At 39.7% G+C, this 12,069-nt stretch carries 9 protein-coding genes and 1 rRNA gene; 6 read left to right on the forward strand and 4 right to left on the reverse strand.

Annotated elements, in window-relative coordinates; genetic code table 11:
* Positions 1-4: 4 nt before the first annotated feature.
* Positions 5-119, forward strand: a 5S ribosomal RNA gene (gene rrf, locus BW142_RS19990).
* Between the two features lie 1,027 nt (positions 120-1,146).
* On the opposite strand, the gene BW142_RS19995 is transcribed toward rrf, so the two are convergent.
* The 4 genes from BW142_RS19995 to hslR all read right to left on the reverse strand — a co-directional run bounded on the left by BW142_RS19995 (position 1,147) and on the right by hslR (position 5,523).
* Positions 1,147-2,253, reverse strand: a complete 1,107-nt coding sequence (locus BW142_RS19995) for a PepSY-associated TM helix domain-containing protein (RefSeq protein WP_076926091.1) — start codon at positions 2,251-2,253, stop codon at positions 1,147-1,149.
* A gap of 183 nt (positions 2,254-2,436) precedes the next feature.
* Positions 2,437-3,975: a phosphoenolpyruvate carboxykinase gene (locus tag BW142_RS20000; protein ID WP_076926092.1), complete on the reverse strand. Its 1,539-nt coding sequence runs from the start codon at positions 3,973-3,975 to the stop codon at positions 2,437-2,439.
* Between the two features lie 267 nt (positions 3,976-4,242).
* Complete coding sequence (gene hslO, locus BW142_RS20005; protein WP_076926093.1) at positions 4,243-5,088, reverse strand: Hsp33 family molecular chaperone HslO; 846 nt, start codon at positions 5,086-5,088, stop codon at positions 4,243-4,245.
* A gap of 12 nt (positions 5,089-5,100) precedes the next feature.
* Positions 5,101-5,523: a ribosome-associated heat shock protein Hsp15 gene (gene hslR, locus BW142_RS20010; protein WP_024598238.1), complete on the reverse strand. Its 423-nt coding sequence runs from the start codon at positions 5,521-5,523 to the stop codon at positions 5,101-5,103.
* 210 nt (positions 5,524-5,733) lie between these two features.
* Here hslR and gspC point away from each other — a divergent pair, with 210 nt between their 5' ends.
* The 5 genes from gspC to gspG all read left to right on the forward strand — a co-directional run bounded on the left by gspC (position 5,734) and on the right by gspG (position 12,061).
* Entirely contained in the window at positions 5,734-6,675 is a 942-nt protein-coding gene (gene gspC / locus BW142_RS20015; protein WP_024598237.1) for a type II secretion system protein GspC, read from the forward strand.
* A gap of 23 nt (positions 6,676-6,698) precedes the next feature.
* Positions 6,699-8,762 carry a type II secretion system secretin GspD gene (gene gspD / locus BW142_RS20020; protein WP_076926094.1) on the forward strand — a complete coding sequence of 688 codons (2,064 nt, stop codon included), beginning with the start codon at positions 6,699-6,701 and terminating at the stop codon, positions 8,760-8,762.
* Positions 8,755-10,320, forward strand: a complete 1,566-nt coding sequence (gene gspE / locus BW142_RS20025; protein WP_024605967.1) for a type II secretion system ATPase GspE — start codon at positions 8,755-8,757, stop codon at positions 10,318-10,320. The genes gspD and gspE overlap by 8 nt, the downstream gene beginning before the upstream one ends.
* A gap of 2 nt (positions 10,321-10,322) precedes the next feature.
* The gene (gspF, locus tag BW142_RS20030) at positions 10,323-11,558 is read left to right on the forward strand and encodes a type II secretion system inner membrane protein GspF (RefSeq protein WP_076926095.1); all 1,236 of its coding nucleotides are present in this window, start codon (positions 10,323-10,325) and stop codon (positions 11,556-11,558) included.
* 80 nt (positions 11,559-11,638) lie between these two features.
* A complete protein-coding gene (gspG, locus tag BW142_RS20035) occupies positions 11,639-12,061 on the forward strand; it encodes a type II secretion system major pseudopilin GspG (RefSeq protein WP_007586585.1) in 423 nt (140 codons plus the stop codon).
* The last annotated feature ends 8 nt before the right edge of the window (positions 12,062-12,069 follow it).

The following is a 12,069-nucleotide window of genomic DNA, read 5'->3' on the forward strand; positions in this document are numbered from 1 at the left end:
TTTGCTTGGTGACAATAGCGTTTTGGACCCACCTGACTCCATGCCGAACTCAGTAGTGAAACGAAACAGCGCCGATGATAGTGTAGCATTTGCTATGTGAAAGTAGGACATTACCAGGCTTCAAATTAAAGAAACCCGTTACAGCAATGTGATGGGTTTTTTGCTGTCTGGGGTTTAATAAATAGCCAAGAGCCCATATCGAACTCAGCAGTAAGGCCGCTCCGACACAAAGATAGTGCAGCATTTGTTATGTGACTTTCTACCGCTGTGGGCACTACGACATTACCAGGCTTCAAATTGTAGAAAGCCCGAATCTAACGATTCGGGCTTTTTTACGTCTGTAGAAAAGTGAAATGCGCGTAATTAATAGACACTCACATCAACACCCATCACGTAGGGCGGGCGAGCGTAGTGACTCCTGGCGCTAAAGTTATGTTTAATCACACCAAAATCACTCAATATCTCTGCACGCCGATAAGTATGTAGCATTTCACTGTGACTTTTTACTGCGGTGGGCACCATGACATCCTACTGCGTAGCGCACCGACCTCAAATTGTAGTAAGCTCGATTCGAAAGAGTCGGGCTTTTTTACGTCTGTAGAAAAGTAAAATACGCACAATTAATAGACACTCATATCAACACCCATCGCGTAGGCCGGGCGGGCGAAGCGTCTCCCGATACTAAAATCATACGATCGTAATTTCACTCTGACTATCTAGCCCTGTAGATGTTTCCATAAATGCAGCTGCTTCAAATTGAATAAAACCTTGCCCTAACTATTCAGTACCCTTATTAGACGTTCCGATAAGTATATAGCTTCACCTAAATATATTATTAAACAATGAATAACGAGTATTACCTGGTGCTAAGCTCATCAATGTTATTTACCGCATTACATCTCTAACTAACTGGCGTTATAGCGCGTGCAGAATAAATACACATACCTGATAATTATACTAATCGGCAATAATACCTAATCAATTTGGTGGATTGAACTTGACGCTAATTGCGTTAATAATTTCTGATATGCGATAGCATGGAGACTGAAGGTTGAGCAATTTAGAAGTAATTGACGAGAACAACGAAATAAAGAATTTTTTTCCTCAAATAGATCATTTAACTAGGTAGATTGGCGTAAAGTTTATTTATATTCTATTGGTTCTAACTAACCATCTATATAGTCCAATAAAAAACAATGCAGCAGATCCTAAGCCACTCAACACCCAAATTACTTTTAAAATGTTACCGCCAATGCTGCCGTCATGTAGAGGGTGTAACCAGTTTTTAATTTTACTAGCCGTGCTTTGCTTATCTATATTAAACAGGCCCTCTAGTTCCCCTGTAGACGCATTAACTTCGATATAGCTATGCGGGAAGCGATAAGAAGGGTCATTGTCAGTTTGAAACCTGAATCTGTAAATCGCATTTAAGTTTGAAGGAGTTTCAACCCAAGCTAAACGCGCACTTGGTAATGCTTTTTGAGCTATTAAGATCGCTTTTGATAAAGGAATATTGGATTGTTTGTTAGCTTGCATTTGTGTTTTTGAGGGCGAGTTTATATTGCTAACTAGAGCGATTAATACAGGGTCCGTTTGTTTTGGAATAGCGAGCATAACGCCTGTAGCAGTTAAAACTAATAATGGTATGCACAAAGCCAAACCAATAAGTTTATGCCAGTCATAAAGTAGACCTATTTTAGAACTGCGACGTTTAAATTTTAACGATTTTATCCATTGCCCAGGTTTTGGAAACCAAGCAAAGAATCCAGAGATAATAAGAAGTAATGTGGCTATGCCTATATAACCAACAACTAGAGTGCCTGTTGCTCCTGTTAGTAATGAAAAATGTAAGTTGTATATCCAAGTTACTAGGTATTCCCCCCAGTAGTCTTTGCGTATTACTTCATCGTTATCACTAGATAGCCAAACCATTAAAGGCGCAAAGCCATGCTCTTTTGTTTCTATAGGGTTATAGTAACGTGCGGGTACAATTGAATTCACACCTGTATTTTCTAATCGCCATGGTCCGAGCTTTGTAGGGAAATTTTTCCTTAACTTACTGTATGCTTTATCCCAATCAGGTATTTTTGTATTAGTAGTGTCATTAATTGGATTTAACAGTGAGTCTATTTGTGGGTAATAAACTAACACGGAGCCAGAAAGGCTAATAATAGTGAGTAATACGCCTACCGAGAGGCCTAAGTACAAATGTAATCGTCTTGAGGTTTTTCGCCATGAAAGCTTTGGTGTCATCAATTAAGTAGCCGTAATGGGTAATGCAGATTTATTGGGCATTAAGAAGTGTTTGATTATGGAGTATATTATATGGTTTTTGATATGATTCGTGCGGCATTTTGTCGCACTTATTAAATTAATTATTTAAGAAGTAAAAACGCCAGCTCTAGGCTGGCGTTAAAATACAATCTTAAAGTTTACTTAAGCTTTAGGTCCTGCATTTTTTATATCGTCTGATACGTCGTACTTAGCAAAGTTTTCAGTGAAGTCAGCGGCTAGTTTTGCTGCATATTCATTGTACTTAGCTTTGTCTTCCCAAGTATTGATTGGGTTAAGTAAGTTAGTATCTACACCAGGAACGGCTACCGGTACATCTAGGTTTAAAACATCAATGTGCTGAGTTTCAACACCCGCTAATTTACCTGATACGATTGCATCAATTACTGCACGAGTAGTTGGAATATCAAAACGTTTACCTGTGCCGTAAGGGCCGCCAGTCCAACCTGTATTCACAAGGTACACTTTAGCGCCAAACTCGCGTACACGCTTCATAAGAAGCTCAGCATAAACACCAGCAGGGCGTGGGAAGAATGGTGCGCCAAAACATGTCGAAAATGTTGATTCAATATCGCTAGTAGAGCCAATTTCAGTAGAGCCAACTTTTGCTGTGTATCCACTTAAAAAGTGAAAAGCAGCAGCTTCTTCGCTAAGTATAGAAACTGGTGGTAATACACCGCTTACATCACAAGTTAAAAATACAACAGCTTTTGGTTCGCCTGCGCGGTTTTCTACTTTACGTTTTTCAACGTGTTCAAGTGGATATGCTGCACGGCTATTTTGAGTAAGGCTAGTATCGTTAAAATCTGGAATGCCTTTTTCATCTAACACTACATTTTCTAAAATAGTGCCAAAGCGAATAGCATTCCAAATTACAGGCTCATTCTTTTGTGACAGGTCGATACACTTAGCATAACAACCGCCTTCAATATTAAACACGCTGCCAGGTGCCCAACCGTGTTCGTCATCACCAATTAAAAAGCGAGTTGGATCTGCTGAAAGCGTTGTTTTACCTGTACCAGATAAACCGAAGAACAATGCTGTATCGCCTGCTTCACCAACGTTAGCAGAGCAGTGCATTGGTAATACACCTTTTGCTGGTAGTAGGAAGTTTTGCACAGAAAACATCGATTTCTTCATTTCACCGGCGTAACGCATACCAGCTAGTAATACTTTACGCTGTGCAAAGTTAATAATGACGGTGCCATCGCTATTTGTGCCATCACGTTCTGGCTCACATACAAACGAAGGAACGTTCATTACTTGCCATTGCGGTAAGTTTGAAGCGTTATAGTTTTGCGGTTCGATAAACATGTTTTTGGCAAAAATATGGTGCCACGCTGTTTCTGTAGTTACGACTACAGGTAGATAATGCTCAGGGTCTGCGCCAACTTCTAGGTGAGAGGTGAAGTGGTCATTACTTTGAACATGTGCTTCTACGCGAGCCCATAAAGCGTCAAATTTGTCTGCATCAAATGGGCGGTTAACATTGCCCCATTGAATGTCATCTTGAGTTGTAGCTTCTTGTACAATAAAACGATCTTTTGGTGAACGACCAGTTCGTTTTCCTGTAATTGCAACAAAAGCACCATTTGCGGCTAAAGTACCTTCGCCACGGCGGATCGCATGCTCGACAAGTTCAGCTGCGGTTAAATCGACAAAACGTGTAGCGCCTGTAGTCATGTTTATACCTAACTATGTGTGAGAGTTTGAACGGATAGCTCTGGGGTTATCAGTGCCCTTAAACTGAAATTATAGTAACAGAAGGTTTTAAGATATTCGAGCCCGTAAAGCCTCTAAAAACACATATATTTAAGAAAAAACATGAATAATTTCAATGATACCGGTGTCATGAAATTAGCAGAAAAGATGACACCGGTATCATCTTTTTATAATATAAAACCGCATATTATGCGGCTTTAATTACTATATATAGATGAAGCTGAATATTTAGTTGAAAATGCTTTTTATATCTTGTTCGTTAAAAACATACTCTTTTAAACAGTAATGACAGTTAATATTAACAGACCCTTTTTCGGTTACGTCTTTAAGTAGTTCTTCTTGTCCAATATTAACAAGTGCAGTAATTGTTTTATCACGACTACAACCGCATTTGAATTTAATCGCTTGAGGCTCAAATACACGAGGGTTATCTTCGTGGTAAAGACGTGTAAGGACTGTATTTGCATCAAGATGTAACAACTCTTCATCTTTAATGGTGTTACTTAATGCTTCTAAGTGCGCAAAGTCTTCAATTGATTTTTGTTTATCAACTGGGAGTACTTGTAAAAATAGACCACATGCTTTTGCGCTACCTTCAGTTGTGTCGGTTGCAAACCAAAGACGTGTCTTTAATTGCTCTGATTGCTCAAAGTAACTTTCTATACATTCACTCAGAGTATCGTGCTCTAAGGGCACTATACCTTGGTAACGTTCACCCTTACTTGGTGTAATAGTGATCACCATATAGCCTTGGCCAATAAGCTCTTTTACAGTTGTCCCCGTAATTTCGCTTTGCAGGCGCGCAATACCACGCATGTTTTGTTTGTCATCACCATTTATAACAGCATATTTAACAGGGCCATCACCTTGAAGCTGTACTGCAATTTCACCTTCAAACTTTAAAGTTGCGGTTAGTAAACAGGTTGCAACAAGTAGCTCACCTAGTAATGCTTTAACAGGGTCAGGGTAATTGTGGTCGGCAATCATTTCATTATAAGCATTCTCGATTTGTACGAGTTCGCCACGAACATCTAGTTCGTTGAATAAATAACGGTGAAGTAAATCTTGTTGCATGAGTGGCTATACCTAACTTGATTTCATTTTTAAAAGTTCGCGTCTTTGCTTTTTATCTGGTTTTTTATCCGGATGAGGAGCAAAAAAACTGTTATTTTTGCGTGCGATGCTGTTTTCTTCGCGTTTAGCAATACTTGCATCAGATTCTTGATACATGGTCTGTGCAATGGGGGCGCTTTGACGTTTTTCAAGCACTGTGAGTATAGTTATCAGTTTTTCATCTACACCCTGAGCAAGTTTTACTTTTGCACCAACATCTACTATTTTGCTCGCTTTTGTACGTTGGCCATTATAATGTACTTTGCCGCCTTGCACCATTTCACGTGCAACAGCACGAGTTTTATAAAATCGTGCAGCCCATAACCATTTATCTAATCGAACTTTTAACTCATCTGCATGGTCTGAGTTGGTATTAGCATTACTTTTTTTACTCATAAGGCATTTCCCCACGTTTTTATAGCTTAAAATTTATCATGAAATCATCGTAGGATGAAGGTATTACAACAGCCGTTTACTTTTTGTACTGCTATGTGAAGTTAATTTAATCTGTTTACAAAGTTTAATATTAGTGTGCTTGTTGAAAGAAAAATGAAAGGGTACTATGGGTACGCGCTAACGCAGTAAATTAAAATAAGAACACTATTTATGGAACAGCAAATCCAACAACTAAAACAATTTTTAACGCGGTTACCGCATGCTAAATTAAGTGCATTAGTGACACTGTTAGTTGTTGTTTATCTTGCATTTTTATTATCAAAGCTTGTCTGGCTTTTATGGCCGAAACCACCAGTAACTCTACTTACTCCTACTCATTATGCTAATCAGCCATCTGGTGCGAGCAATAACTCAGCGCAGCATATTATTGAGCAATTTTTATTTGGTAAAAAAACTGTAACAAACAACAATAATACTGCAAAACAATCGCAGGTTATAAATAATGCGCCAGAAACACGCCTAAGTATTAATTTAACCGGTATTGTAGCTGTTAATAATGATGACCAAGCAGGCATAGCAATTATTGAATCACAAGGTAAGCAAGTAAGCTACCTTGTTGAAGAAGTTGTACTTGGCACGCGCGCTGAAGTAGCGCAGATACTGCCTGATCGTGTTATTTTAGGTATTAATGGAGGTTTTGAAACATTAATGCTTGATGGGCTCGATTTTAGTAAAAAAGTATCTATGCCTGTACTCGCTGCGCGTGACGATGCCGAAATGGGTCCGCAAAAATTAGAGCCAAGTGAATTACAAATAGACGCCACTGCAGACCCAGACGTTAAAGAAGCAATTATAGAAACACGTGAAGAGTTACTCGAAGAACCGGGCAAGTTATTTGACTATATACGTGTTTCACAGGCTATGAATGATGGTGAACTAATTGGATATCGCTTAAGTCCAGGTAAAGAACCTGAACTGTTTAAGCAAATGGGATTAAAAAATAACGATTTGGCTATTTCTATAAATGGCTATCAATTAACAGATTTAAAACAGGCTATGTCAGCTATTAACGAGCTGCGTAATAGTACAGATGCCAATATCACTATAGAACGTGATGGTGAACAAATTGATGTGCAATTTAGTCTGCAATAATTTAGCTTTGGAGTTTTAATATAATGGTTCAGGTGCTACACCTCAAAAAAATTAAAAAAGGGTTAGCTAAGTACGCGGCACTTTTTTTGGCGGCAAGTATTTCTTTGTCTGTTTCTGCTGTTGAATATGCTGCTAACTTTAAAGGCACTGATATCAACGAGTTTATTAATATTGTTGGTAAAAATCTCAATAAAACAGTAATTATTGACCCTAACGTGCGCGGCAAAGTAAATGTTCGCAGTTATGAGTTAATGGACGAAGCGCTTTATTACCAGTTCTTCTTAAATGTATTGGAAGTTTATGGCTACTCAGCTGTTGAAATGGACAATGGCATTCTTAAGGTAGAAAAAAGTTCAGACGCCAAAAAATCAAATGTGCCACTTATTACCGAAGGTAACGAAGCTAGCGGCGATATGATGATTACACGTGTTGTACGTGTCAAAAATGTAAGCGTACAAGAACTAGGCCCTTTAGTTCGTCAATTTAGCGATCAAAAAGATGGCGGCCATGTTGCTAACTTTAATGCGGCTAACGTAATGATGCTAACGGGTCATGCTGCATCAGTTAATCGCTTAGTTGAAATTATTCGCTCTGTTGATCAGGCGGGTGACAAGCGTGTAGACATCGTTAAGCTTAAATATGCAACAGCAGATGATGTTGTCTCTGTAGTAGACAATATTTACAAAGACAGTGGCAAAGGCAGCGTACCTGAATTTTTAATTCCAAAAGTAGTCGCTGATGGCCGAACTAATAGCGTTATAGTAAGTGGTGAAGGCCAAGCACGTACACGTGCTATAGAGCTTATTAAGCGCTTAGATGGCGAATTAGAAAGCCAAGGTAATACCAAGGTGTTTTACCTAAATTATGCTAAAGCTGAAGATTTAGTAAAAGTACTGCAAGGCGTAAGTAAGTCACTTGTTGAAGATGCACAAGGCGGTACCACTAAGACTCGTAGCAGAAGTAACAACGAAAGCAGTATAGAAGCTCACCCAGATTCAAACTCACTTATTATTACTGCGCAGCCAGATACAATGCGCTCGCTCGAGTCGGTCATTGAACGTCTTGATATTCGCCGAGCACAAGTACTGGTTGAAGCCATTATTATTGAAGTAATGGAGGGTGACGGGGTTAACTTAGGCCTGCAGTGGATTTCTGAGCAGGGCGGTATGTTGCAGTTTAATAATGGTACTACGGTTCCCGTAGGTTCATTAGCTGTTGCCGCTGAGCAAGCACAAGATACAACCGTAACTAAAACTATTATTGGTACTGAATCAGGGCTTGCAACAAGTTATGATGAAACGACAGAAGGTGATTACGATGCACTTGCTTCATTGCTAGGTGGTATTAATGGTTTAGCACTGGGTGTTGTTAAAAATGACTGGGGTGCAATCATTCAGGCTGTTGCCACTGATACAAATTCAAATATTTTGGCTACACCTTCTATTACTACAATGGATAACGAAGAAGCATCTATTTTAGTGGGTCAAGAAGTACCTATAATTACAGGCTCACAAACGGGTAGTAATAATGCTAATCCATTTCAAACAGTTGAGCGTCAAGAAGTCGGTATTAAACTGATAGTTACGCCACAGATTAACGATGGCTCTGCAGTACAGCTCACAATTGAACAAGAGGTTTCAAGTGTAAGTGGTGCAACTGCTGTTGATATTTCAGTTAATAAACGTGCAATCAAAACAACGGTTATGGCCGATGATGGCGGTATGGTTGTACTGGGTGGCTTAATTGACGAAGACGTACAAGAAAGTGTTTCTAAGGTGCCGTTATTAGGCGATATTCCTATTTTAGGTCATTTGTTTAGATCAACAAACACAACACGCCGTAAGCGTAATCTTATTGTGTTTATTCGACCAACCATTATTCGTGATGGTGTGAGCATGAATAAGTTAAGCTTTAATAAATATAACTTTATTCGTGGTGAGCAGTTTAAACAAAAAGAAGACGGTATTGAGTTAATGCCAATGACTGATACGCCTATTTTACCTGAGTGGAATGACGAATTAGTACTTCCACCTACGTATGAAGAGTCTCTACGTAAACAAAATGCACAAGAGCGTAAAGATGACTAATGCGATTCAAGAGATAAACCAAGATGTGGTTCATCCTCAAACGCATAATCAGGATGAGCTATTAACGAGTGATGTATTAGTTGAGTTACCAGCAAAGCGTTTGCCGTTTTCGTATGCAAAACGTGCAGGTGTGTTACTTGGCAAAAATAAAGATCACCGTATAGTTTACTACCGTGGTGAGCTAGATGTGGAAGTACTATTAGAAGTACGTCGTATCGCAGGCCATGGTTTTACACTTGAGCAATTGGCTGATGATAAGTTTGAGCTATTGCTTGAAGCGTCATACCAACGTGATAGCTCTGAAACGCAACAAATGATGGAAGATATTGGCAACGAGGTTGACTTATTTTCACTTGCTGATGAGCTCCCACAAACTGAAGATTTACTTGCTGGTGACGATGACGCGCCAATAATCAAGCTTATTAATGCCATGCTTAGCGAAGCGATTAAAGAAGGGGCTTCTGATATTCATATCGAAACCTTCGAGCAAGAGCTTGTTATTCGCTTTAGGGTAGATGGCGTACTTAAAGAAGTCCTTAAGCCTAATCGGAAACTTGCGTCGTTACTTGTATCTCGTATTAAAGTAATGGCTAAGCTTGATATAGCCGAAAAACGTATCCCACAAGATGGCCGTATTAGTTTACGTATTGCCGGACGTGCAGTTGATGTGCGTGTATCTACAATGCCATCGAGCTTTGGTGAGCGTGTGGTGCTGCGTTTACTTGATAAAAATAACGCGCGTTTAAACCTTGAAGACTTAGGTATGACTGCAGAAAATCGTGCATTGTTTTCAGATTTAATTAGTAAACCTCACGGAATTATTTTAGTAACAGGACCAACAGGTTCTGGTAAAAGTACCACACTATATGCTGGTATGAGTCAAATTAACTCACGCGATCGCAACATTCTTACTGTTGAAGATCCGATAGAGTACGAAATTCCAGGCATAGGGCAAACTCAAGTTAATGCAAAAGTTGATATGACATTTGCACGCGGTTTACGTGCAATATTACGTCAAGATCCAGATGTAGTAATGGTGGGTGAAATACGCGATCTTGAAACTGCGCAAATTGGTGTTCAAGCGTCACTTACCGGTCACCTTGTTATGTCTACTCTGCATACTAATACTGCATCGGGTGCAATTACACGTATGGAAGATATGGGTGTTGAACCATTCTTACTTTCATCGTCGTTACTAGGTGTGTTATCACAGCGTTTAGTACGTACGTTATGTAATACCTGTAAAGAAGGTCACACGGCTGATGAGCATGAATGCCAGTTGTTAGGTACTCCTTTTGAAAGCCAACCTACAATCTACCGAGCGGTGGGGTGTGAAGAGTGTAACTTTAATGGTTACCGTGGTCGTACCGGTATTCACGAGTTACTTGTAGTTGATGAAACAATACGTGAAATGATTCACAACGGTAAAGGCGAGCAAAGCGTAGAAAAATACATTCGTAAGCGCAGCCCAAGTATTCGCCAAGATGGGTGTAGCCGTGTACTTGCAGGTAAAACAACACTTGAAGAAGTCTTGCGTGTTACCCGTGAGGAAGGCTAACTATGGCGGCGTTTGAATACCGTGCCTTAGATGGCCGAGGTAAAGAAAAAAAAGGCATTTTAGAGGCCGATACAGCTAAACAAATTCGCCAAACTTTGCGTGACCAAAAATTAACGCCGCTTGAAGTTATCCCTGCGGCGCAAAGTGACAAACAAGTCAAAGGTGAAAAAGCCCCTTTACTCGGTGGCTTTTTTAAACCAACAATTTCAACCTCAGACTTAGCGCTTATAACCCGCCAATTAGCAACATTGATACAATCGGCACTCCCTGTTGAAGGCGCAGTTATGGCTGTTGCTGAACAATGCGAAAAGCCGCGTTTAAAGCGTATGCTTATGTCGGTACGTTCAAAAGTAGTTGAAGGTTACACCCTTGCCGATGGTCTTAGTGAGTTTCCTCATGTTTTTGACGACTTATATCGTGCAATGGTAGCCGCAGGCGAAAAGTCGGGCCACCTTGATCAAGTACTTAATCGTTTAGCCGACTATACCGAGCAGCGCCAACATATGCGTAGCCAAATAACTCAGGCTATGGTTTACCCTATTATTTTAGTGGTATTTGCAATTGGTATTGTGTCGGTATTACTGGGTACGGTGGTACCAAAAATATTAAAAACGTTTGAAAAAACGAAACAAGTACTCCCTTGGACAACCGAATGGGTTATGGCGGGTAGCCATTTTGTGCAAAATTACTGGTTTATTAGTTTAATAGCCATCACAGCAATCGCTATTGGTATTAAGCATGCGCTTAAACAGCCAAAAATACGTTTTTGGTGGGATGACCGAGTGCTACATATGCCAGGCATAGGTAAAGTGGCTCGTGGTATTAACACCGCACGTTTTGCGCGTACTTTAAGTATTTTATCATCAAGTTCAGTGCCACTGCTTGAGGGAATGCGTATATCGGGTGGCGTACTCATTAACGAAAAGATTAAAAAAGCGGTTGCTGATGCATCCGATAGAGTGAGTGAGGGTGCAAGCTTAAGAGCTGCACTTCAGCAAACTAAGTTGTTTCCACCAATGATGCTGCATATGATAGCAAGTGGTGAAAAATCAGGTGAACTAGAGCAAATGTTAGAGCGTGCTGCAAATAACCAAGATCGCGAATTTGAGAGCATGGTTAATGTATCGCTTAAACTACTAGAGCCTGCGATGATCGCCTCAATGGCGGTTATTGTATTATTTATAGTAATGGCAATATTACAGCCAATAATGGCTATGAATAAAGCTGTTGGACTTTAAGTTAAAATAATTTTTAAATATATTAATGGTTTTACCTAAACCATTTTTACTTAGTGTTTTTAGAATAATGAGGTAATTACGTGAATAAACAATCAGGTTTTTCTTTACTAGAAGTAATGGTGGTACTGGTTATCATCGGAATGATTATGTCAATTGTTGCACCTAACATTATGGGCCAGCAAGAAGAGGCCGCTATCGATAAAGCGCATCTAGATATTCAGCAATTAGAAGATGCAATGAGCTTATACAAGCTTAAAAATAAGAGTTACCCAAGCACAGAGCAAGGTCTTGAAGCGCTAGTAACTCAAACAAGTATTGAACCGGTTCCAAAGCGTTTCCCTGACGGTGGTTTTATTAATGAACTACCAGAGGATCCATGGGGCAATCTATATCAACTAATCAGCCCAGGTGAAATTGGCAAGTTTGATATTTTTTCTATGGGCCCAGATGGTGAAGTAGGTACTGATGACGATATCGGTAACTGGGACGAAGAAAAACAATAATGCTTAAG

The organism is Pseudoalteromonas sp. EB27 (assembly GCF_001974875.1).
GTDB lineage: Bacteria > Pseudomonadota > Gammaproteobacteria > Enterobacterales > Alteromonadaceae > Pseudoalteromonas.

Excerpts from the sequence above, each read along its gene's own strand:
- gspF (WP_076926095.1), top strand. The coding sequence starts at position 10,323 with ATGGCGGCGTTTGAATACCGTGCCTTAGATGGCCGAGGTAAAGAAAAA.
- gspD (WP_076926094.1), top strand. The coding sequence starts at position 6,699 with ATGGTTCAGGTGCTACACCTCAAAAAAATTAAAAAAGGGTTAGCTAAG.
- BW142_RS20000 (WP_076926092.1), bottom strand. The coding sequence starts at position 3,975 with ATGACTACAGGCGCTACACGTTTTGTCGATTTAACCGCAGCTGAACTT.
- hslO (WP_076926093.1), bottom strand. The coding sequence starts at position 5,088 with ATGCAACAAGATTTACTTCACCGTTATTTATTCAACGAACTAGATGTT.
- BW142_RS19995 (WP_076926091.1), bottom strand. The coding sequence starts at position 2,253 with ATGACACCAAAGCTTTCATGGCGAAAAACCTCAAGACGATTACATTTG.
- gspC (WP_024598237.1), top strand. The coding sequence starts at position 5,734 with ATGGAACAGCAAATCCAACAACTAAAACAATTTTTAACGCGGTTACCG.
- hslR (WP_024598238.1), bottom strand. The coding sequence starts at position 5,523 with ATGAGTAAAAAAAGTAATGCTAATACCAACTCAGACCATGCAGATGAG.
- gspE (WP_024605967.1), top strand. The coding sequence starts at position 8,755 with ATGACTAATGCGATTCAAGAGATAAACCAAGATGTGGTTCATCCTCAA.